Origin of the sequence: Colwellia sp. PAMC 20917 (assembly GCF_001767295.1) — a bacterium.
Lineage (GTDB): Bacteria > Pseudomonadota > Gammaproteobacteria > Enterobacterales > Alteromonadaceae > Colwellia_A.
The window spans coordinates 2,404,265-2,427,841 of record NZ_CP014944.1 but is presented as its reverse complement, the minus strand read 5'-3'; the positions used below and the strand labels follow the sequence as shown (position 1 = coordinate 2,427,841).

The window sequence follows — 23,577 nt, the reverse complement described above, 5'->3', positions numbered from 1 at the left end:
TTATTTCTCTTCTTTTGATGGTGGCACGGGATCTAATCCACCCGCGTTTAATGGGTGGCATTTTAGTATACGTTTGGCTGCTAACCAACAACCTTTTATCACACCGAAGCGATTTATCGCTTCAACAGCATAAAAAGAGCAAGTTGGATGGAATCGGCAGTTATTACCCAGTAGTGGACTAAGCCAGCGCTGGTAAGCTTTTACAAGAGCTATGGCTAGCTGTTGTGCCGCTGAATTATCTTTCGCCATATTTTTTCTAATTGTTTTCTTATTTCGGCATTTTCTAACTGATCAGTACCAGACTTTACCATTACAACCATATCGATGTTAGGTAAGTCGTGCTGATTGAGTCGAAAGCTTTCTCTGATTTGACGTTTAATACGATTTCGCTGAACAGCTAATTTAACGCGTTTTTTAGCAATAGCTAAGCCTAAACGATTACGTTCATCAATATTTGGACTAACAAGAATGGTTATGTGGCTAGAGCCGAAACGAAGAGGTTTAGAAAATACAGATTGAAAGTGACCGGGAGTCAACAAGCGTGACTCCCGATTAAATTCATAATTAACCATGATGGTTAAAATATCTCTTAATTAAAGATTAAAGAAGAGATTATGCGCTAAGGCTTTTACGGCCTTTCGCACGACGACGTGAAATTACTGCACGACCGTTTTTTGTAGCCATACGTGCACGGAAACCGTGGTTGCGTTTACGCTTTAATACACTAGGTTGAAATGTTCTTTTCATTACGCTCATCCGTCTGTTGTTGTTGCCCTGGCAAACAGCCGTATTGAGCACACTGGTTCTAAAAAAAGAGGCCGAATTTTATAGTTTGTAGCAGGTGTTGTCAATGCTTATAGTAATCTATTTTAAAAAGATCCTAATAGATCTTTAGGTTAATTATTTATATCCACAGTTTTATAACATTTGATCAAATAATTTTCATAAAAATATAAGCAATTACCACTAATAGCTAAATAATATGTAAATGATATTTTAGCAGTAAATTAGTCTAAGAAGACCGTTTTAATTGCTTATGTGTGGTTTTTTTTATTTATTTTCTCTAAAAGGGCAACTATTTAAAAGTCAATATTGATGTTGTGGATAACTATGGTGATAATAGACACATTACAAAATACCATATTTACCGACTTTTGTTTTATTTGTCATATTAGTTAAAAGATGATTTAACAAAAGATAGCGTAATTTCAGGAGCATTTGGTTGGATCATTCACTTTGGCAGCGATGCCTTTCAGTTCTACAAGAAGAATTGCCTGCACAGCAATTTAGTATGTGGATACGTCCATTACAGTGTGTTGTTGCTGACAATATCATGACTTTATATGCACCTAATCGTTTTGTACTTGATTGGGTTCGAGATAAGTATGTAAGTCGTATAAATGAATTGGTCACTTTGCAAGAAAGTACAAATCCTCCTTTACTCAGGTTTGATGTTGGCAGTATTCCAAACCAAAGTAGCTCTCAGAATATTATTAATACTATTCCTCAACTTGTTACCTCGAATAAAAAACGAGAAGAGCCACAAAGTAACTTACCTAAAACGACCAATGTTAGAGTTAAATATACCTTTGACAATTTCGTTGAAGGTAAGTCTAACCAATTAGCACGTGCTGCCGCTTCTCAAGTTGCTGATAATCCTGGTTCTGCTTACAATCCTTTATTTATTTACGGCGGTACAGGGTTAGGTAAAACCCATTTATTACATGCTGTAGGTAATGGTATTTTACTTAATAAACCCAATGCAAAGATCGCCTACATGCACTCTGAACGTTTTGTTCAAGACATGGTGCGCGCTTTACAAAATAATGCGATGGAAAAATTTAAGCATTACTACCGTAGTGTCGATGCATTACTGATAGATGATATTCAATTCTTTGCCGGTAAAGATCGTACCCAAGAAGAATTTTTCCATACTTTTAATGCCTTGCTTGAAGGCAATCAACAAATTATTTTAACCAGCGACCGTTATCCTAAAGAAGTCGATGTTGAAGACAGGCTTAAATCTCGCTTCGGTTGGGGATTAACGATAGCAATAGAACCACCCGAACTAGAAACACGTGTCGCCATTCTTAAGCGTAAAGCACAAGAAAGTCATATTAATTTGGCTGATGAAGTTGCATTTTTTATAGCTAAGCGTTTACGTTCTAATGTTCGTGAATTAGAAGGCGCATTGAACCGCGTTATTGCTAATGCTAATTTTACCGGCCGGCCAATTACTATAGATTTTGTCCGCGAAGCATTACGAGATTTGCTTGCCTTACAAGACAAGTTAGTTACTATCGATAATATCCAACGAACTGTTGCAGAATATTATAAAATTAAAGTGGCAGATCTACTTTCAAAACGTAGAAATAGATCTGTTGCTAGACCTAGACAAATTGCAATGGCATTATCTAAAGAGTTAACTAATCATAGTTTACCTGAGATAGGAGATGCCTACGGTGGGCGAGATCATACGACTGTTCTCCATGCATGTCGAAAAGTTAAAGCGTTACGCGAAGAGTCGCATGACATTAAGGAAGATTATTCTAATTTAACTAGAACACTTTCGTCATAGCTTTCGTTATAATAATAAGTACATAAAAAGATAGGTAGATAAATGAAGTTTTCATTAAATAGGGAATTATTACTGAAACCACTTTTATTGGTTTCTGGTGCCGTAGAACGTAAAAGTACATTACCTATCCTTGGTAATATTCTTTTAGATATAAGTGGGCAGTCACTTACGTTAACAGCCACTGATTTAGAGCTTGAAATGGTATCTAGTACGCAAATAGATAACCAAGGTGAGGATGGAAAAATTACTATTCCCGCCCGCAAGCTTCTCGATATCTGTAAAAGTTTACCCGAAGATTCAATGTTATCTTTTGAATCGAATAATGAAGCAATCATTATCAGTACCGGTAGAAGTAAATATTCTTTAGCAACGCTACCTGCTGCTGACTTTCCTAATATAGAAGAGTGGAAAGGTGATGTTGAATTTCAAATATTTAAATCTGACTTACTGCGATTAATAGAAAGCACTCATTTTTCTATGGCAAATCAAGATGTTAGGTACTACCTTAACGGTATGTCTATAGAAACAGAAGGTAACGAAATTCGCTCTGTAGCCACTGACGGTCACCGTTTAGCGATATGTAAAATTTCGTCTAATGAATTAACACTGCCGTCTAGACAAGTTATTGTGCCTCGTAAAGGTATCTTAGAAATTATTCGTTTACTTGACCCGGTCGAAGAAAACGTTCAAGTCTTTTTAGGCTCAAATCATATTCGTATTATTGATAGTGGCTTTTCATTTACCAGTAAATTAGTTGATGGTCGTTTTCCTGACTATCGTCGTGTTTTACCACGCAATGGTGATAAAGTACTCAACACCAGTAAAGAAAATTTACGACAATTATTATCCCGCGCTTCGATATTATCTAATGATAAGTTTAAAGGTGTCCGTCTTAATTTTTCTAAACACGAATTAAAAATTACCGCTAATAACCCTGAACAAGAACAAGCCGAAGAAATATTAGAAATTGATTTTCCTTACGAGGAAGTTGAAATAGGTTTCAACGTAAATTATGTTCTAGATGTTCTAAACGCAATAAAAGAGCCTGAGGTTAAATTTACTTTAGCCGATGCAAATAGTAGTGTAGTTATCGAAGGTGCTGAAAGTAACGAAGCTATTTATGTTGTTATGCCAATGCGACTTTAATGAGTATAGAAAAACTTACCGCTTATGATTTTAGAAATTTAGCAGCAGATACTATTGAATTAAACGATAATATTAATTTTATTATCGGTGATAACGGCAGTGGTAAAAGCAGTTTACTTGAAGCTATTTTTTACTTGGGTCATGGTAAGTCTTTTAGAACGTCGCAAGTTGAAAATTTAGTTACTCACAATAAAAGTAAATTCATTGTTAGTGCTAAAGACGATAAAGGATTACAGTTAGGTGTTGCCAAAGATTTTGCTACCGGCTTAACAGAAATTAAAATTGCTGGAGAAAAGCATAGACAGCTTTCTCAATTAGCAATAAATATTGCGGTACAAGTTATTACACCAGAAAGTTTTAAATTATTTTTTGGTGGACCGAAACAAAGAAGACGTTTCATTGATTTAGGATTGTTTCACGTGAAACATTCATTTTCAGATTGTTGGAAAGAATTTTCAAGAATACTAAAACAAAGAAATGCTTGTTTACGTAATAGGTCTGATGTTGATACCTTAGATTATTGGAGCCAAGTATTCTGCGAGGCATCGGTAAGGGTTGCAAAATTACGTGACGAATATATTAAGGAGCTTTCTTTAGAGCTTCAACCTTGGTTAGAGTTGATGTTGCCTAGTTTAGCTGAAGGTATATCGATATCTTATAGCCAAGGTTGGAATAGTAAAAAAACATTGAGTGATGTGTTATTACAAAATAGAGAGAGAGAAAAAAAAGCAGGCTTTAGTTTATACGGCGCACAAAAGTTTGATGTGAAATTTTTAACGGGTAATGTGGTGATCGACAATCAGTTATCACGTGGCCAACAAAAGTTGTTTTTACTGGCGTTAACTTTTGCGCAAGCTAAGTTAATAGAAAAAGTTAAGCGAGTAAAACCAATTTTATTAATTGACGATGTTGGTGCGGAACTAGATTTAAATTCTAGAACCTTATTAAACAACGCGATAAATAAATTAGACTGCCAAGTTATCATCACGGCAATTGATAAAATCGCAGTAGAACCCTTGGTTCCTACTGATAATAATTATAAGATGTTTCACGTGAAACATGGACAAATCTCAGCAATAGGTAAATAGGCTATACGCTATGACAGTAGAAAATGAATACGGCTCAGACAGTATCAAAGTTCTAAAAGGACTTGATGCTGTACGTAAAAGACCAGGAATGTACATTGGTGACACGGATGATGGCAGTGGCTTGCATCATATGGTATTTGAAGTTTTAGATAATTCTATCGATGAAGCCTTAGCAGGTCATTGTACTGAAATTGTTGTTAAAATACACATAGACGGCTCTGTATCGGTTAGAGATGATGGTCGTGGTATTCCAACTGACATTCACCCTGAAGAAGGTATTTCTGCTGCTGAAGTTATCATGACAGTACTTCATGCTGGTGGTAAATTCGGTGGTGAAGACTCTGGCTATAAAGTTTCAGGTGGTCTTCATGGTGTTGGTATTTCTGTAGTAAATGCTTTAAGTAGTAAGCTAAAACTGAATATTCGCCGAGCAGGTAAATTATTTGAGCAGATATATCACGAAGGTGTTGCTGAAGCTCCTTTAGCTGAAGTTGGTGTTAGTGATAAAACAGGTACTGAAGTACGTTTTTGGCCAAGTGAAAATACCTTCACAGATATTTTATTTCACTATGACTTATTAGTTAAACGTATCCGTGAGTTATCTTTCTTAAACTCTGGTATTTCAATTCGTTTAATTGATGAACGTGAAAAAGGCAAAGAAGACCATTTTAAATTTGATGGTGGTATTCAAGCTTTCGTCGATTACCTTAATACCAATAAAACACCCGTCAATGAAGAAATATTCTATTTTGATTTAGCGCGTGAAGACGGCATTATTGTTGAAGTTGCTATGCAATGGAATGATGGTTTCCAAGAGAGTATTCATTGTTTTACTAACAATATTCCTCAACGTGATGGTGGTACTCACTTAAGCGGTTTCCGTACTGCTTTAACACGTACACTAAATAGTTACATGGTTAAAGAAGGCCTTAATAAAACGAAGAAAGGTGGTAGCACAGAAACAAGTGCTTCGGGTGATGACGCTCGTGAAGGATTAACCGCGGTAATATCGGTTAAAGTTCCGGATCCTAAGTTCTCATCGCAGACCAAAGATAAATTGGTATCTTCAGAAGTAAAAACAGCTGTTGAACAAGCGATGGGCGAAAAACTTGGTGAATACCTTTTAGAAAAACCTTCTGTTGCTCGTACTATTATCATGAAGATTGTTGATGCAGCTAGAGCGCGAGAAGCTGCTCGTAAAGCCCGTGAAATGACGCGCCGTAAAGGTGCATTAGATATTGCTGGCTTACCGGGTAAATTAGCTGATTGTCAGGAAAAAGATCCTGCTCTTTCTGAACTATATATTGTCGAAGGAGACTCTGCTGGCGGCTCTGCCAAGCAGGGGCGAAATCGTAGAAACCAAGCAATATTACCATTGAAAGGTAAAATTCTTAACGTTGAGAAAGCACGTTTTGATAAAATGATTTCATCACAAGAAGTTGGAACATTAATCACCGCCTTAGGTTGTGGTATTGGTCGTGATGAATATAATCCAGAAAAACTTCGTTATCACAGTATCATCATTATGACCGATGCCGATGTCGATGGTTCTCACATACGTACATTATTACTGACGTTTTTCTATCGTCAAATGCCAGAAATAATGGAACGTGGTCATATCTTTATTGCTCAACCACCACTTTATAAAGTGAAAAAAGGTAAGCAAGAGCGTTACATTAAAGATGATGACGGCTTAACAGAGTACTTAACAACGTTAGCTCTAGATAGTGCCGAGATTTATGTTAATGAATCAGCACCAGCTATTTCAGGCTTAGCTTTAGAACAGTTAGTGAAACAGTATCGTAAAACGCATGACATTATTAAGCGTGTTTCACGTCAAATACCTGCTGATATACTAGAAAAAATGATCTACAGCAGAGAAATTGTTAAAACTGATTTTCATGATAAAGCGTTAGTAGAAGCATGGGTTGGTGACTTAGTCGCACAATTAGACGAACAAGATGGTAATGGTTCTATCTATTCTGCAGATATTAAGCATGACCAAGAAAGAAATATCTACTATCCAAGTTTTAACGTTCGCCAACATGGTATTGATCATATTTATGATTGTGGTTATGAATTCATTCATTCAAAAGAATTTGAAACTATTTTTGGTTTAAATACTGCTATCAATGGTCTCATTGAAGAAGGTGGTTATGTTAAACGTGGTGAAAAAATTAAAACGGTTACTACTTTTGAAGACGCACTAACATGGTTAATGGCTGAATCAAAACGTGGTCAGTATATACAACGTTATAAAGGATTGGGTGAAATGAACCCAAGCCAGTTATGGGAAACCACCATGGATCCTGAAACTCGTCGTATGTTACAAGTTACTATTGAAGATGCTATTGCCGCTGATTTATTGTTCACTACATTAATGGGTGATCATGTTGAACCACGTAGAAACTTCATTGAAGCGAATGCGTTAAATGTAGCTAACTTAGATATATAGTTAAGCGCGTTATTTTAAAATTATAAATGCCCGGACATCAAATCTGGGCATTTTAACATTCTGCAATACGGTAATAGCTAAAGTAAATTGATTACTGAGTAAAAACTCAAAGTTTGTTAACTTGTTACTAGGTTAATAATAATGCAATCGGTATACTTAATATCATTAGCCGTTATCGGTAAAACTCACACGAATAATGAATCGGAAAATTATGAGTACGTTCAATATAAAAACATTTCAAGGATTAATCTTTCAGTTGCAAGACTACTGGTCACGCCAAGGTTGTGTCATCGTACAACCGCTTGATCTTGAAGTCGGCGCTGGTACTTTTCACCCAATGACATTTTTACGTTCTATTGGTCCTGAGCCAATGAGCAGTGCTTATGTTCAACCTTGTCGCCGTCCCACTGATGGCCGTTATGGTGAAAACCCTAATCGTTTACAACATTACTATCAATTCCAAGTCATGTTAAAACCTTCGCCGAAAAATATTCAAGAATTATACTTAAATTCTTTAAAAGAACTGGGCATTGATCCTTTAGTTCATGATATCCGCTTTGTTGAAGACAACTGGGAATCACCAACGCTAGGCGCTTGGGGGTTAGGATGGGAGATTTGGTTAAACGGTATGGAAGTATCACAATTTACTTACTTCCAACAAGTAGGTGGCTTAGAGTGTACGCCAGTCACAGGTGAGATAACATATGGCTTAGAACGCTTAGCTATGTATATTCAAAATGTGGATAGTATCTATGACCTAGTGTGGGCTGATGGTCCTATGGGTACTGTACTTTATGGTGATGTGTTTCATCAAAATGAGGTTGAGCAGTCAACGTATAATTTTGAGCATGCAGATGTCGATGCTTTGTTTAATACCTTTGATCAATGTGAAAAAGATAGCCAGAAGTTAATTGCAGCAGGTTTAGCATTACCTGCCTACGAGCAAGTTATGAAAGCCTCACACGCCTTTAACCTATTAGACGCTCGTCACGCTATTTCAGTGACCGAACGCCAACGTTATATACTTAGAGTCAGAACATTATCAAAAGCTTGTGCACAGGCTTATTACGATAAGCGTGAAGAATTAGGTTTTCCTCTTTGTAAAAATAATAATACTGCTGGTGGGAAATCATAATGAACACAGAAACACTACTAATAGAGCTAGGTACTGAAGAATTACCACCGAAGTCATTAAAAAATCTTGCCGTTACATTTTACCAGCAAATAAAAGATCAATTAGATAGCGCAGGTTTAACTTACGAAGATATTCAATGGTTTGCTACACCACGTCGTTTAGCTGTAAAGGTCAGTCAGTTAGTTGAAAAACAGGCCGATAAAGCAATTGAGAAACGGGGTCCTGCCATAGATGTAGCATTTGATGCTGAAGGCAATCCTAGCAAAGCCGCGCAAGGTTGGGCACGTTCCAATGGTATTAGTGTTGAGGAAGCTCAGCGCTTAAAGACTGACAAAGGTGAATGGTTATTACATCGTGCGACACAAACAGGAAAAACCATAGCAGAGTTAATTCCTGCTATGGTTAATATTGCGGTAAGCAAACTACCTGTTCCTAAACCTATGCGTTGGGGCAGTACTCGTACTCAATTTATTCGCCCAGTCCATACCTTGACCATAATGTTTGGCGCAGAAATCATTGCCGGTGAAACTTTAGAGGTAACTTCAAGTAATGTTGTCACGGGCCATCGTTTTCATCATGAAGGTTTCGTTACTTTAGCGCATGCAAATGAATACGAAGACAAATTAACGTCGGCATTTGTTCAAGTTAATTACCAAGAGCGCCAAGCATTAATTTTGTCAGAAATTAATAAAGCCGCTCAGCAATTAGATGGTGTTGCATTAATTGACGATGAGTTATTGGAAGAAGTTACTGGTTTAGTTGAATGGCCAGTAATATTAATTGGTAGTTTTGATAAAGCCTTTTTAGATGTTCCCGCTGAACCACTTATTTATTCAATGAAAGATCACCAAAAATACTTTCCGGTAAATGACAAAAATGGTCAGTTATTAAATAAGTTTATTTTTGTAACCAACATTGAAAGCAAAGACCCTATTCAAGTGATTAAGGGCAATGAAAAAGTTATTCGTCCGCGCTTGGCAGATGCGGAGTTTTTCTTTAAAACAGATAAGAGCAAAACGTTAGCGTCACGTTTAGAAAGTCTATCATCGGTATTATTTCAGAAACAGTTAGGAACATTAAAAGAGAAATCTGAACGTATTGCTTCATTAAGCGCAGTTATCGCCGGACAAATAGGCGAGAACACGGAACAAGCAAAACGAGCAGGTTTACTCAGCAAAACTGATTTGATGTCTGATATGGTTTTAGAGTTTCCTCAAGTACAAGGTACTATGGGTAAATATTATGCTGAGAATGATGGCGAAGCACCTGAAGTTGCTCAAGCCTTAGAAGATCAATATAGACCTCGATATGCGGGTGATGCCTTACCTGAAGGTAATATTGGTTGTGCAGTCGCTATAGCTGATAAAATTGACAGCTTAGTGGGCATTTTTGGTATTAACCAAGCTCCTAAAGGTGATAAAGACCCTTTTGCCTTACGTCGCGCGGCAATTGGTTTGATACGAATTATCATCGAGAAAAAATTACCATTAGATATCAATACTTTAATTAAAAAAAGTGTTGGTTTATATGGTGATAAACTTTCAAATGAAAACGTTAATGTTCAAGTTGTTGATTTTGTTTTGGGTAGATTCAGAGCCTATTACCAAGAGCAAGGTATATCAGTTGACGTTATTCAAGCGGTATTAGCCAATGCGCCAACTGAACCTTTAGACTTTGAAAAACGTATTAAAGCGGTAAGTCACTTTAAATCATTGGAACAAGCCGCAACACTAGCTGCCGCTAATAAACGTGTTGGTAATATTTTAGCTAAATTTAGCGGTGAACTTTACCCAACGTTTAAAGCTGATTTAGCCACTGAAACACAAGAAAAAGCGTTAGCTGAAGCATTTAATGAAGTGAAAGCTACGATTGCACCGATGATGTTGGCAAAAGATTACCAGGCGGCATTAACAGAGCTTGCTTGTTTAAAAGCACCGATAGACAACTTTTTTGATAATGTTATGGTGATGGCTGACGATGAAGCTATAAAAACTAATCGTCTAACGTTATTAAATGAAATTAGGAATAGTTTCTTTGCCATAGCTGATGTTGCACTTTTACAATAGGTAAGTGGTAGTCGTATAGACACTGACTTATTAGTGCTAAAGAGTTAAAAAGGGAAAGTGTTAAGCTTTCCCTTTTTTGATCAAATAAAGGAAAGGTTTTTCATGAGTTTGTTGGGCGATAAGTTCATGTTCCATAAAACGACAAAAACTGGGTATATCTCTAGTTGTGGAAGGGTCGTCTGCCGTTATTAATAAAGTCTCTTGGGCGGAAATTTTTCGAATCGATTTCCTTACCATCATGACGGGCTCAGGGCAACGTAACCCAATAGCATCTAAAAAGTGATCGGGATTTTTGAAAACATCTTCAGGGTTATTATTCATGGTGATATACAAAGGAGATAATTAATAAGGCAATGTTAGCAAAAAAAAGGAAAGCAGGGTATCAAGACTAAATTTTATTTATAAAAACTAAATTATCATTACCTTGTAACGACTTTAAAAGCTAAATTATTGATGATAAGTATCAAGCATTACAGAATGCTAATTTCACTTGCTTTGTTGGGCTATGCATGAAAAATTAAGGGTAACTGCTAGCTAGTCTGTTAAGGGGTAGAGTTAAAGATGTAAACAGAAATTTTTTCAGGTAGAACGGGTCAATTAACGACCAAGAGAAGTAAATTTTCTTATAATTAAGGTAACGCTATGTTTCGTTTAACATCGTCAGTGTTAATAATATTCTCACTTGTCCTCTCAAGTACAATTAGTGCAACAACATCGACAAGTCAAACCAGTATTCGTGATGCATTTCAAGAAGCGGAAAAATACGTTTGGCAACCCAATGCTTTGCATTATCAAACCTTATATCAGCAGTTACACTATTACCCATTACAGCCTTACTTAGATCAGCAACGATTAATGCATGGCATGAATATGTCATATACAGGTGAAATTAGTCAGTTTCTTGAAACATATCGCGGATCACCTCTCGACTGGCCGCTGCGTAAAAAATGGCTGAACTATTTAGCTAAACGTGACAACGCATTATTATTTCAGGACTTTTTTAAACCGACCTCTGATGTGGAATTAACCTGTCAGTATTATCGTTATCAATTACAATCAGGTGTGGCGGAGTCAAAAATTTTACCTAAAGTCACTAAGCTCTGGGTGGTAGGAAAGTCTCAACCGAAAGTGTGTGATCCACTTTTTACGCTTTGGCAAAAAGCAGGTTATAGAACCGATGAACGTATATGGCAACGTATAGCTCTGGCTGCAGATGGCGGTAAACACACGTTAATCCCTTATTTGACTCAACTACTACCAAAAAAAGATCAGTATTTAGGCAGCTTATGGCATAAAGTGCGACGTGATCCTGCCTACATTAGCAATATGAAACGCTTTCCACAGAAATCCGTTAAAGAAGCCTCTATTGCCGCTTATGGTTTAAAACGTTTAATTTGGCGTGACCCTGAAAAAGCGTTAAAGACATATAGTAAGGCTATCGAAGTATTACCTTTTTCAGAAGCACAACAACAGCAAATTGTTTTAAAATTCGCTATTGCGTTAGCCAGTAAAGACCATAAAAGCTCAGCGATATGGCTAGCTAAAGTGGATGAGAAACTGCAGTCGACAAACATTGTGCAATGGAGAATGGCAGATCTACTTAGAGATCAAGATTGGCCAGCAATTAAAGCTGATTTAAGGGCACTACCTGAAACATTACACCAGAAAAATCAATGGCGTTACTGGTATGGACGTAGCTTACTTGAAACAGGAGAAACAGCACTAGGGCATGAGGTGTTAAGTGAACTAGCGAATAAACGTCATAATTTAACTAGACCTAGTCAGTGTAACATTCTGTAAGTGGTTGATATTGTTAAATGTAAATTTGTTACAGTTTTTCATTAAATTCTCTTTGTTTTTAGACCTATATCTTATTATGTTATGAGTGAAAACTCATAATTGATAATATTAATCTCAGTTATTATCTGATAATTATAAAAAGTGTAAGATGAGTCTTCCTATTGAATTAACCAGATCACGAGTGTAACCTGCTAGCCATTTATAAGAATCCTGATCAAAGTGTGAATCACTGAACCCATTTCGCGAATTTGCTATTGCATTTGTAAGCGTAGAGATGCTCTTTACCACCATATCTGGATACGGTCCTGCTTTAGCGAGCTGTTGCTCTATATCACCACGAACTAACTTAGCTAATGGCATTAAATCACTGACATTCGTACATTGGGGGAGGTTTTTTATAACATAAGCCTTATACATACCTTCCAAGCATGTATAAGATAAAGTCATTGCATGATTGTACTGAGAAACGTCTATAGCATTATCTATTTTGTTAATTGTTTCATTAAGTTTTACTGAGTTCCAATTATTATTGGGGATCTTAACCTGAGGAACGGGATTACCAGAGCTGAACAAATAATTTTTTAGTTCATCTGTTTCTTTCGGGAAGTAAGGTAAAACTATTTCAATGAATGTTCTATAAACATCATAGCGAAGTGATTCATCCAATCCTTGTAATATATCCCAGTAAAAGTCTTTGCGACTGCTACTTAATCCTTTTCTGTTTCTTTCATCCAAATACAACGAATAGTCAGGTTGACCAGGATCAAACTGCTTAATAACTTTTATAAAGCTAGGGCCACTGTGATATGCCTCTGTTCCTGATTTATCTAAAATAGAAAATAATCGACTGAATGCTGCAAGCCAATTCATGATTAATCCTTTTAATAACGAGCTATAAAGTATCCAATAGCTATTCCAATGACACCATAGATAAAGCCTGAATGAACTTTTCTATGAATTTGCACCAATAATTGAGCTATAGCTTCCATTTCAGACTTTAAATAATGAGTAATACTAACTTCTCTTTCATTTTCATAATCAGAGTCATCCTCAACACTTAATTTTTTATTCAGTTTGTTTAGACCGTCACTTAAATGCTCAATACGCTTTTCTATTCTGTCATTCTGATTTTCTATTTCTTCGAATGGTAATTCACCTGTCCATTCATCTTTGAACCATTCAGGGTGCTGACTTTGCCAGTATTCAGAACGTCCGTTAAAATAATTTACTTGATCCATGCGGCTACCAGGATCTGGAGCGTCCCAGCATACTTTTCTTAGTGCTTCTCTTGCTTCAGCGTTAGAAAATATATTCATGTTATTCAATGCTTCATCAATGTAATTGATAGAATCCTTTTCAAATCCTTCAAGCACATCTTCAGGCTTAACCCATTTTTGATTTCTGTAATATGCTTTTCTTAAAGCAAAATCATCTGATTTTTTCAATTCTTGAAATTCTCTAGAATCAGTAATCATATTGGCGCCATATGATCGAGCCATATCATATGCATCACTGTCAGTATCAGTCTCTTTTTGCCAGCGATTAAGGGCATCAATGATATTAAAATCATGTGGCGTCTGGGTAACCAATTTACATGCTAGTTGAGAAAGAACATTTGCAGCCAAAGGTGTTTTAGGAAATTTTTCAAATAACTTCCAACCAGCATGAAATAGACTGTTATATAGGTATTCATCGAAACCATCAATCCAAGTGCGATCATAAGGCGTGGATATTCTTTTATTTTTATCTGTATAACTACAGCACAAAACCCAATCACGATCATCTAACTTATCAAATGGTTCTTCTCGTTCATAAAGAGATATTATTATTTCATCAGGAAGTAAATCATTAGAAAAATATGCTCGGTATAATTCAGTATCGTCTTTTTCAATTAAGTCATTAAGCACTCTATCTGCAAAATCATCCTTCCCTAAAAATTCTTTAAGTACCTGTGTTCCTGACAATGTTGCTAATTGTAGTTCCTTGTCTGGCCTTTTAAATAATTCATAACCAATATCAGGAGTTGAGCCATGAAGTGCAAGAGCTAAATCTATAATTGGATCATTTCGTTCAAGAAGCATTTCTTCTAACTTGCTTCTATCTTCATCCATAATGTTTATTTTTTTTCTACGATTTTTTTCTAAGCTATCAAAAACAAACTGTGGTTCTGAATGTTTTAGTAAATACATTTCTTTCCATAAATCCATATGCTTCTCCTTAATTAGCCGCATAGCATCATAACAAAAAAGTCGAATAAATCCATTTAGTTAGATCAAGGGGATAGGTTATTTTTATTAAATTGTAAAAGCTTGTAATATTAACATCTGTTGTTTATTCATAATAAAAATTATTCTGCACGCCACATTAAACACTCTAAGCACATATATTAAAGGCTTTGAGTTAATAGAACATAGCGTTACATCAGAGTAACTACGTTACTGTTTTTCGCTTTCTGTGCGTTTAATCTACCGTTTTTTTGCATCAACGTTGCGTTCTTAGACTGTTTAACCGAAAGCATTGTTTTCAATTCTTCAACCTCATGTCTCAAATCCTTATTACGCTCTTTGAACTTGTTTAGCTCTATTTGCTTAAGCTTAAGCTGCTCTCTAACTTCTTTATTCATAAGCCCCTGAATTCTAGTATGTAAATCAGGGCAATCACGATTAATGGTATTACGAGTCACTCCAGCTTCTTCAGCTACAGAAGATACACTTATTTTACGTTTTTTATCTACTACGTTAGGTCTGCCTTTTTCAATCCTAATTATAGCCATTCGAACTGCTTTATGTGCTTTAGATTCTTTCACTGGATTAGTCATTATTAATCTCTTTTTTATAGTCATCTATGAGTTGTTTAACCTGGGGCAAAAGGTCAACAGGTACGCGTAGAACCTTAGTTTCTATAGCGCCCTTTGGTCTTCCAGAACCAGCTCTTTTACCACCATGCGCTAGCTTCCAACCAAACTCATCACACATGCTAATTTGGTCATCTTTATCTGTTTTCTTTTGCTTTTTAGACATCTAAAAACACTTCCTTTTGATTGTTGTTACCCAAATCAAATAAGCTAAATTGGACTTACTGAAATTAGGCCGCATGATTGTTGTTACGAATATCATCTTTCATTGTTTCCACATCGACTCCAAGGGACGTTAAAACCTTTTCGCATCTCACCATTCCTTTGGCTACCGAGGCTTGTCCAGCTTCTCCTATATCATCCACTTTAGACAGTTCGAATTGCTGAATAAGCATACCTTCCCAGTGTTTTTGATTGTTCTTGTCAACAATGCCTGATTCGCATTCTTCGCACTTGCCACCCATGCAACCATCGTCGTCGTTGGTACACCAGGCAATCCCTGTTGAACGAATTGGAATGTTACCCGAGTATGCTTTAATCATGTCTCGTTTTGTCTTGAAGGTTTTAATACGTTCTTCATCACCTCTAACTTGCATGATTCGCTCAGCAATGGCGCCCCCAGTGATGGGGGAATCTAAGTCAAACCAGTCGAACTTGATTTGCTCTTCAACCCAATACTTCTCCTTAAGCATTTCTTCAAATAACTCTAGATCAAGAGCATCGTTGTACGCATAAAGTGCAGTCATAGTAATAGACCAGTGTTTAAAGTGGTATTTTAGTGCACGCAAATCACCTAATTCACTGTGTGCCACGTAGTTAGCGAACGTGCGGCGGAACTGATGCGACGATAAGTCCCAATCGGCATTAACCTGTTTGCACAAGTTAGGGAGTCTCTTTGAGGTAACAGCCTTTGAACTTAATACACTTACCGTTGAATTGGTCTTGCTGTACGATATACACACTTTTCCAGATATATCTGTTAGGCGATTGACTTCTGCATGGTCACTGTTGGTTTTTGCTTGTGCTAACTCAACCTCTAAGAGTGCTTGTAAAGTGCTTGAGCTGCGCTCTAGTATTTTAATGGCATCAACTGCTATTTTGGGTGCAATCCACTCCGCCAACCCAGTGTAAGTTTTCTTAGAGACGGTTTCGATATAATAATATGTTTCGCCGTCTTTGGTTTCTGTCCGGTACGCGCCACGCTTAATGCCAAGCACTTCATGAATGCGCATTCCTGTTGTCAGTAATATCCAAAACAGGCAGCTATCTCGCAGTAATAGTAAGGCATTATTAAAGTCATTAAGCTTATCAAAGGAAGTAGAGAGCGATAGAAGGTAAGTTCGCTTTGTTGTTACTTGATTCGAAGTAAATATTCTCGTTGGAGTAAATCCGTCTAGTTTATCTCTTAGGTCTAAAATCTCATTAGCTCGGTCAAGAAAATCTTTTGTAAATCCACATAGAGGGAGTAATACGTTATCAGGAATTAACAGGGTTTTAGGTTTGCTTCGGTTATCTTTTAGAGCCGGACCCACATGTCCTGCTTGTTCACTAGCACTGCTTTCAAACCAAGGTTGTTCTTTGACAAAATCAAACGAATTGCAATACAAATACAGTTGTTCGAGCGCAACAAACTTATTAAGTTTTGTTGTTTTCGATACAGGGCTTACCTTACCCTTGCGTTTAATTGTTAGCGTATTCACATGCGCTACATACGCTTGTGCGGTGAAAGCATTAAGCCCCTGAACTGAAAGCGTGTCAGTCTTATCAATCCATGCAAAGAAAGATATTAATGAATACAAATTATTCTGTAAGCTGCCGATAGAGTTTCCTTCATTTCTTTTATTCCATATTATCCACTTTACCATTGCTCTTATTGATTCATTCGTGATGCGAGTGAAGTTCAGTGCTTCTTCGGATTTTTTCTTCCCGCTTGGGAATTCGCTTGCGGGATATTGCCATATATCGTTTTCATATCGAGAAAGCACATGGTAGTTGCCATTATCTAATTTGATGAAGGTTGCAATACCCGTCAAAGAGCCTTTTTGCGCTCTTTTTAGCGCTATACCATCTTTGACTGGAACTGTCGCTCGTTGTTGTTCAAATTCACGTTCAGTGAGTTCCGCTTGTCCGTGTATCATTGTCCTACCCTAAGCATATCTAAGTTAACCCAATAAGGGTGTGGTGATAACCTTGCGCGCTCTTTCTCGGTTTGAAGGTGACCTATCATGCCTTTTTCTATGAACGCTGGTTCAACCTCACTATCAATCACACTCATCACATTTCGTAAGTAGCGTTTCCAATCCTTACGACCAAAGGAGTCTCTATTTCGCACAATAGCCCAATAGAAGCTGTATAGACGGTATAAATCATCCCCAGTAATAACAAAGCTTTTGCATCGAAAGCACGCTAGGAAGTCCGCGCAGGTTGTACCATTTTTAGGTGCTTTATCACCATCTATCGGGTCTTTACATCGACCTGTTGGGGTGAGTTGAGTATCACTTGTAAGCTCTTTCACTCTAATTTCGCCCATCAATCCTAAGTTTCTTTTAGACTCCTCTGGTGCTTCTAAATAATGGTCTATTGTACCTGTACCGCTATGCTTAGCCGATTTTGCTGCTATGAGTATGTTCTCGCCCGAAAGCTCGTAAATACCGTTTATAAATGTTTTACGAATTCTGCTTAGATTTACTTTGATGGTTTTATTATCTTCATCTTTAAGTTCGTAGGTCTCTACTAGTTTGGCAATGTTAACTCCCAGGGTTCCAGAGGTAAGAGAAGTGATTTTACTCCCGTGGCGATAAAGCAGCAGAATGTCAGAGCCTACCTCATCCCTCAAAGAATTGTTTAACGCCGTTATTCTTTCAATAATATACGCCACATCAAGCTTCACCCCTTGCACTAACTCTACTTGCTCTGAGTTACGCAAGTTGTGCAACTGTGTAGCATTACCTCTGGCTTTATAGACCGTAAGTAGCTTGCGGTTTGACTTAAGGGGATGGTCACTTAGAGAGTCCGTTGTCATATTTAATAAAGGCGTGGTATTTATGCCTGTTTGCATGGCTATTGCTAGGAGGCATACAGTTAGTTCATAGCCTGTTAATGGCTCTTTACGATTAAGCGCGTAAATAGGCCTTAACGCTTGTTTTAATGCAACAACAAGTTGGCGTTTCTCATGCTCACTGAAAGGTTTAACTCCTTTTACTCGCCTATTGGAATTGGGGTAAGGGTTTTTTGGGAATATTTCACTGAACGCCTCATTGGATATAGACCAATACCCGTTATTACGCATTGCAGTCAATAAGCTTTTCGCTGTTGCGTAAAGCGTCTTCTGGCTTACGTAACCTTTACCAGACCCAAGTTGATGCCCCTTAAACCCTTCGATAAATTCAGGTGTGATGTCTTTATGGGTAAGCTCCCGAGATAAAGTGTGATGCCAGATTACTAGGTAATCTGATAGATATTTAAAGCCACGGCTCAAATAACCATGTTTAGTATTTTCTGTTCCATTTTTACTTTTTAGTAGTGTTTTAACGGTGTAGAACGCTCGATTGGTTATGTCGTCAAAGCCTTTGCCGTAGTGCTGGGTCATATCATAGTTAGCGCCATTACCACCTTTTGAGCCAACACCTGGGAAGTTGATTTTAGGGTCTATTGGGCGCACAGTCCCTTGGGCAGCGTTAGCCTCTATCATTGGCTCGGTGACGTGAACCTTTTTGAAGCGGTCAGCACTAATTTTCCTGTCTTTTTTTCTAGTCATACCCTTTGCCCTTATGCTGCTTCAAGTTCATTGATAGCATCTTGATATTCGATAGTAACATCGTCTAATAAGTCATTAATTAAATGTAGATATTTCATTGTAGTGGTGAGGCTAGAGTGACCCAGCCTAGCTTGGATATACATCAATGGGCTGAACTTTATATTTTTTGCCTTTAGCAGTCCTTTTAACATATGGGTTGCGTAAGTATGCCTCAGCTTATGTGGGTTAACCTTAAAAGGTAATTTCAAAACCTTTAGTGCCTTATTAAAGCCGTCACCGTCAGCTTTCCATTCTTCACCAGATGAGGTTAAAAACAGGTGTTCAGATTCAACTCCAGAGTCTTCTTTTTGCTGAAATCTCGTGGTGTTAACATATTGCCAGAGGTCTTCCATTAATCGAGGAGGTATATCTACGCTTCGTTCGTGCTCACCCTTGGTGCGGTTAATATCTACTCGACACAGATGCTCACCAACTCTGGGTTTACGGATAACATCTAGAGGGAATAACAGCACTTCTTTCTTACGAATACCTGTTTGCAAACAAAGCCTAGTCATAAGCTTAAGGGTTGGATTTTCAATACTGCTAAGGAGTTTTTTTATCTCTTCAACTTGTAAAAACTTTATAGATGTTTTCTTCGTCGTTAACATGATATCAACGCTAGCGGTTATGCCGCCGTCAGTAACTGTATGAGCAAGGAAGCTGTGTTGATTGTGATTGGCCTTTACATCCTCTAATGAGTAAGGAAGTGAGTTTACCCACCCACGTCCTACAGCATGTCTGTAAAACCTTACTATGGTTCTTAAGTGCTGATTGGTTGAGTTGGATGATATGCCAAAATCTTCTTGGCAAGAGTCTCGATAAACGGCGAGTAGCATCTCGTGTATGTCGTCATCTTCAATATCTCTCCAGTCTTGCTCGTTGTCTTCACAAAAGGTAAAGAAGCTAACTAGATGCTTTGCGTAGGTGTTCCATGTTTTCTTACTTTTAACTCTGCCTCGTTTAAGACACTCATAAGTTAAAAACTCTAGACCTTCCCCAAAGAGCATTCCTGCTTCAATACCTAAAATATCATTGTTCGTAGACCAAGTTAACAAAGGGAAATCAGGTATTGGATAACCCTTAATCTTAAAGTCAGAAGTGCTATTTATTATTATCATTACCTACCCCACCCAAGCTGTACATAAAAACAGTATAGGTGGGTTGCTTGTTAATGCAAGTGGTTGTTACACTTATCACTCTAGATAACATTACTATGGGTTCCTTGCCGCAAGTGCAATAAAGCAAAGTGTTAACCTACAAAATTATCCATTAGCGATTACTAATGCTGAAAAAGTCGCTTTATTAAAAAACCCAGCAGCAAAGCGGGCTTTTGAATTTTTCCATATTGGACGTTTTCATCAAGCTCGGCTTGAGTGGAATTATTGGTTGTCGCAGTTAAGTGATCGAGAAAAACTGGTCGCATCAAGAATAGCCTATGAAGCACAATGGTATGATCGTGCCATTTTCACCTTATCTAAAGTGGGGTATTTGAATGATGTTGATTTACGTTTTCCATTAGCGTTTGCAGATGAAATAACGCATTCATCGGGAATTTACAAAATAAATCCTGCCTGGGCATTTGCAATCGCGCGCAGAGAGAGCTCATTTATGGCCGATGCTAACTCACCCGCAGGCGCAAAGGGGTTAATGCAAGTTATGCCCGCAACAGCTAAACATTTACAGAAGCGTAAAGTGACTAACAAGCGTTTAATGAATGCGAAAGACAATATAAAACTAGGTACAAAGTATTTAAAACGTTTACTTGACCGACATGATGGTAATCAAGTGCTTGCTACAGCAGCTTATAATGCCGGCCCGTATCGTGTTCGGAGTTGGTTAAAAGGCTTGGAGCCTATGCCAGCGGATATTTGGATAGAGACGATTCCTTATAAAGAAACACGTGAGTATGTGAAAAGTGTTATGGCGTATCAAGAAATATATCAAATAAAAGTAGGGCAGGATGTATCACTCTTTGATCAGATATTTACGATGAGTATTGCTCAGTAAATTCAAACGTTAGAAGAGTATGATATGATATTGGAAAATTTTCAGAGGCGCGATCAATGATCAAATTAGCAACACTTTACCCAGCCCATATTAGCGAACTTCAGCAACGGTCGAAGTCTGTTTTAAAACGTGAGAATCTACAAGGTTTAGTGATTCATTCTGGTCAAGAAATTAAAGTATTTCTCGATGATTATGGTTACCCCTTTAAAGTAAATCCTCATTTTAAAGCTTGGTTACCATTAGTGAATATTCCCAATTGCTGGTTGATTATTAATGGTGAAGATAAACCAACACTTATCTATTACCAACCTGTTGATTTTTGGCATAAAATCACACCTTTAGCTAATGACTATTGGAATGATTTTTTTGATGTTAAAGTGCTGACCAAAGCGACTGATGTTGAGAAATTGCTACCCTATGATAAAACCGATTTTGCCTACATAGGCGAACATATCGAAGTAGCAAAAGCGCTAGGATTTAAAAATATAAACCCTGAGCCTTTACTCAATTACATACATTATCATCGCGCTTATAAAACGCAATATGAACAAGAGTGTTTACGTAAGTCGAACGCGATTGCTGTTACTGGTCATAAAGCGGCAAAAAGCGCTTTCTTGCAAGGCTCGTCAGAGTTTGATATTCAGCAAGCCTATTTAAAAGCAACCAATCATACCGGTGACGAAACACCTTATGGCAATATTGTTGCACTGAACACGAATACCTCAATTTTACATTACACCGCTTTAGACCGTGGTGTACCGCAAGCACATCGTTCATTTTTAATTGATGCAGGCGCAAGCTTTAATGGTTATGCCTCTGATATAACACGTACTTATTCATTTAAACGAGATAAGTTTGCTGAATTGATTGCCCGCATGAACAAATTGATGCTCAATGCTGTTGATGGCTTAAAACCCGGGAAAAGCTATGTAGATTTACATATTGAAACCTATCGTGATATTGGTAATGTCTTACATGAATTCGGCTTTATTAATGTTGATGTTGATACAGCAGTTGAAACGGGTATTATTTCAACCTTCTTTCCGCATGGTTTAGGTCATCATTTAGGCTTACAAACTCATGATGTTGGCGGCTTTATGGCCGATGAACGCGGTACTCATGCTAATACACCAGAACAACATCCCTTTTTACGTACTTCACGTATTATTGAAAGTAATCAGGTGTTTACCATTGAACCAGGCTTATATTTTATTGAATCATTATTGGCCGATCTTAAAGCTTCAAAAAATGGCAAAATGATAAATTGGGAAAAAATAGAGGCTATGCGTCCATTTGGTGGCATTCGTATTGAAGATAATATTATTGTTCATCAATTGCATAATGAAAATATGACCCGTGAATTAGAGTTGAAATAACCCTTAAGACTATATTCACGACTTTATATTTTATGAACAAACCTTACAAAGTAGCGGCTAACAGTATTGTTGATGAAACAATCGTTAGCCGTAGTCGTTTTATTTGTTTTATTTCCCCATGTACAAGCCACGAAGATGCTAAAGAACAATTAATTAACTGTCGAAAATTACATCCTCAAGCAAGCCATCATTGCTATGCATTTCTCACAGGAAAACCAGATGATAGCCAAGGGTATGGCTCTTCTGATGATGGTGAACCTTCGGGTACAGCAGGACGACCGATGTTAGCTGTTTTACAAGGAGGTGATGTTGGTGAGTTATGTGCAATAGTTGTTCGTTATTTTGGCGGTACTAAGCTCGGTACGGGTGGGTTACAACGGGCTTATGGTGGCAGTGTTCGTCAAGCATTATTGTTAGTAGAAACAAGTACAAAAGTTCCTATGGTAGAAAAGCAATTAACGTGCGATTACGGACAGATAAACGATGTCTTGTATTTTGTTGAACAAGCTAAGGGTGAAATTATTCAACAAGACTTTGCCGCTCAAGTAGAATTGATTATAGCGTTACCTGAAGAACAACTAACAAAAGTTAAGCAACAATTACAAACGCTTTCTGCCGGGTTATTAACCCTTAGGTCTACTGACCCTAATATAAGATAATATCAGATAAAAAAGGACACCCTCATGCCACATTGTATTATCGAATATTCACAAGAACTGGTTCAAGAACTAAATAGTAAATAAATTATGTACAAACACTTTCTGCCGGGTTATTAACCCTTAGGTCTACTGAACCGTAATATAAGATAATATCAGATAAAAAAGGACACCCTCATGCCACATTGTATTATCGAATATTCACAAGAACTGGCTCAAGAACTAGATATGAAAGAAATTATGTCTGCCGTTTTTGCAGGAGCCGTTGAGTCTTTATTATTTTCTCCGACTGATATTAAAGTAAGAGCAACACCCTTTACATATTTTACTGTGGGAAATGAAAGTCAAACTAGCAATAATCAACAAAGGTTTATTCATGTTTGTTGCAAAATCCTGTCAGGTCGCAATTTAGAACAAAGGCAAGAGCTATCTAAACTCGTGTTAAGTCATCTAAATTCCTTTGCTATTAAATCAATTTCAATTAGCGTCGAAATAGTCGATATGGAACGTGAATCTTATAATAAACGTGTCAGCTGAATAAATTAAAGACGAAATAGGTGATTTAAAGTCGCAGTGTTTATCTTTATGCTTTATCATCAAAAAACATGTGGTCGATGACT

At 37.3% G+C, this 23,577-nt stretch carries 22 protein-coding genes; 11 read left to right on the top strand and 11 right to left on the bottom strand.

Annotated features, from left to right (window positions below):
* The 3 genes from yidD to rpmH are packed head-to-tail and all read right to left on the bottom strand — an operon-like array spanning window position 1 to window position 747.
* Complete coding sequence (yidD, locus tag A3Q34_RS10435) at window positions 1-249, bottom strand: membrane protein insertion efficiency factor YidD (RefSeq protein ID WP_070375298.1); 249 nt, start codon at window positions 247-249, stop codon at window positions 1-3.
* Window positions 216-572, bottom strand: a complete 357-nt coding sequence (gene rnpA, locus A3Q34_RS10430) for a ribonuclease P protein component (protein ID WP_070375297.1) — start codon at window positions 570-572, stop codon at window positions 216-218. Before rnpA ends, yidD begins: the two co-directional genes overlap by 34 nt.
* 40 nt (window positions 573-612) lie before the next feature.
* Window positions 613-747 (bottom strand): 50S ribosomal protein L34, encoded by a 135-nt coding sequence (gene rpmH / locus A3Q34_RS10425; RefSeq protein ID WP_070375296.1) that lies wholly within the window; start codon window positions 745-747, stop codon window positions 613-615.
* A gap of 475 nt (window positions 748-1,222) precedes the next feature.
* On the opposite strand from rpmH, the gene dnaA reads away from it, so the two are divergent.
* The 6 genes from dnaA to glyS all read left to right on the top strand — a co-directional run bounded on the left by dnaA (window position 1,223) and on the right by glyS (window position 10,468).
* The gene (gene dnaA, locus A3Q34_RS10420; RefSeq protein WP_070375295.1) at window positions 1,223-2,578 is read left to right on the top strand and encodes a chromosomal replication initiator protein DnaA; all 1,356 of its coding nucleotides are present in this window, start codon (window positions 1,223-1,225) and stop codon (window positions 2,576-2,578) included.
* A gap of 42 nt (window positions 2,579-2,620) precedes the next feature.
* Entirely contained in the window at window positions 2,621-3,724 is a 1,104-nt protein-coding gene (gene dnaN / locus A3Q34_RS10415) for a DNA polymerase III subunit beta (protein WP_070375294.1), read from the top strand.
* Window positions 3,724-4,812, top strand: a complete 1,089-nt coding sequence (recF, locus tag A3Q34_RS10410; protein ID WP_070375293.1) for a DNA replication/repair protein RecF — start codon at window positions 3,724-3,726, stop codon at window positions 4,810-4,812. The genes dnaN and recF overlap by 1 nt, the downstream gene beginning before the upstream one ends.
* A 10-nt stretch (window positions 4,813-4,822) precedes the next feature.
* Window positions 4,823-7,267, top strand: coding sequence for a DNA topoisomerase (ATP-hydrolyzing) subunit B (gene gyrB, locus A3Q34_RS10405; RefSeq protein ID WP_070375292.1), 2,445 nt, complete (start codon window positions 4,823-4,825; stop codon window positions 7,265-7,267).
* Between the two features lie 211 nt (window positions 7,268-7,478).
* Entirely contained in the window at window positions 7,479-8,402 is a 924-nt protein-coding gene (gene glyQ / locus A3Q34_RS10400) for a glycine--tRNA ligase subunit alpha (protein ID WP_070375291.1), read from the top strand.
* Window positions 8,402-10,468 (top strand): glycine--tRNA ligase subunit beta, encoded by a 2,067-nt coding sequence (gene glyS / locus A3Q34_RS10395; RefSeq protein WP_070375290.1) that lies wholly within the window; start codon window positions 8,402-8,404, stop codon window positions 10,466-10,468. Before glyQ ends, glyS begins: the two co-directional genes overlap by 1 nt.
* 60 nt (window positions 10,469-10,528) lie before the next feature.
* On the opposite strand, the gene tusA is transcribed toward glyS, so the two are convergent.
* Window positions 10,529-10,789: a sulfurtransferase TusA gene (gene tusA / locus A3Q34_RS10390; RefSeq protein WP_070375289.1), complete on the bottom strand. Its 261-nt coding sequence runs from the start codon at window positions 10,787-10,789 to the stop codon at window positions 10,529-10,531.
* 321 nt (window positions 10,790-11,110) lie between these two features.
* Between tusA and A3Q34_RS10385 the strand changes: the two genes are divergently transcribed.
* On the top strand, window positions 11,111-12,268 hold the full coding sequence (locus tag A3Q34_RS10385) for a hypothetical protein (RefSeq protein WP_070375288.1): 1,158 nt from the start codon (window positions 11,111-11,113) through the stop codon (window positions 12,266-12,268).
* Window positions 12,269-12,400: 132 nt separating this feature from the next.
* On the opposite strand, the gene A3Q34_RS10380 is transcribed toward A3Q34_RS10385, so the two are convergent.
* The 7 genes from A3Q34_RS10380 to A3Q34_RS10350 form a co-directional block, all read right to left on the bottom strand.
* Entirely contained in the window at window positions 12,401-13,138 is a 738-nt protein-coding gene (locus tag A3Q34_RS10380) for a hypothetical protein (RefSeq protein ID WP_070375287.1), read from the bottom strand.
* A gap of 11 nt (window positions 13,139-13,149) precedes the next feature.
* Window positions 13,150-14,475, bottom strand: a complete 1,326-nt coding sequence (locus A3Q34_RS10375; protein ID WP_070375286.1) for a hypothetical protein — start codon at window positions 14,473-14,475, stop codon at window positions 13,150-13,152.
* A 209-nt stretch (window positions 14,476-14,684) separates the two neighbouring features.
* Window positions 14,685-15,086 (bottom strand): TetR family transcriptional regulator, encoded by a 402-nt coding sequence (locus tag A3Q34_RS10370; protein ID WP_070375285.1) that lies wholly within the window; start codon window positions 15,084-15,086, stop codon window positions 14,685-14,687.
* Window positions 15,079-15,288, bottom strand: a complete 210-nt coding sequence (locus A3Q34_RS10365) for a hypothetical protein (protein ID WP_070375284.1) — start codon at window positions 15,286-15,288, stop codon at window positions 15,079-15,081. The genes A3Q34_RS10370 and A3Q34_RS10365 overlap by 8 nt, the downstream gene beginning before the upstream one ends.
* A 64-nt stretch (window positions 15,289-15,352) precedes the next feature.
* Window positions 15,353-17,260, bottom strand: a complete 1,908-nt coding sequence (locus A3Q34_RS10360) for a tyrosine-type recombinase/integrase (RefSeq protein ID WP_070375283.1) — start codon at window positions 17,258-17,260, stop codon at window positions 15,353-15,355.
* Window positions 17,257-18,879, bottom strand: a complete 1,623-nt coding sequence (locus tag A3Q34_RS10355) for a hypothetical protein (RefSeq protein WP_070375282.1) — start codon at window positions 18,877-18,879, stop codon at window positions 17,257-17,259. The genes A3Q34_RS10360 and A3Q34_RS10355 overlap by 4 nt, the downstream gene beginning before the upstream one ends.
* Window positions 18,880-18,890: 11 nt before the next feature.
* Window positions 18,891-20,036, bottom strand: coding sequence for a tyrosine-type recombinase/integrase (locus A3Q34_RS10350; RefSeq protein WP_070375281.1), 1,146 nt, complete (start codon window positions 20,034-20,036; stop codon window positions 18,891-18,893).
* Between the two features lie 118 nt (window positions 20,037-20,154).
* On the opposite strand from A3Q34_RS10350, the gene A3Q34_RS10345 reads away from it, so the two are divergent.
* The 4 genes from A3Q34_RS10345 (at window position 20,155) to A3Q34_RS10330 (ending at window position 23,494) form a co-directional block, all read left to right on the top strand.
* Complete coding sequence (locus tag A3Q34_RS10345; RefSeq protein WP_331710953.1) at window positions 20,155-20,925, top strand: transglycosylase SLT domain-containing protein; 771 nt, start codon at window positions 20,155-20,157, stop codon at window positions 20,923-20,925.
* Window positions 20,926-20,981: 56 nt separating this feature from the next.
* Complete coding sequence (pepQ, locus tag A3Q34_RS10340; RefSeq protein WP_070375279.1) at window positions 20,982-22,301, top strand: Xaa-Pro dipeptidase; 1,320 nt, start codon at window positions 20,982-20,984, stop codon at window positions 22,299-22,301.
* A gap of 32 nt (window positions 22,302-22,333) precedes the next feature.
* On the top strand, window positions 22,334-22,960 hold the full coding sequence (locus A3Q34_RS10335; RefSeq protein ID WP_070375278.1) for a YigZ family protein: 627 nt from the start codon (window positions 22,334-22,336) through the stop codon (window positions 22,958-22,960).
* A 174-nt stretch (window positions 22,961-23,134) separates the two neighbouring features.
* A complete protein-coding gene (locus A3Q34_RS10330; RefSeq protein ID WP_070375277.1) occupies window positions 23,135-23,494 on the top strand; it encodes a 5-carboxymethyl-2-hydroxymuconate Delta-isomerase in 360 nt (119 codons plus the stop codon).
* The last annotated feature ends 83 nt before the right edge of the window (window positions 23,495-23,577 follow it).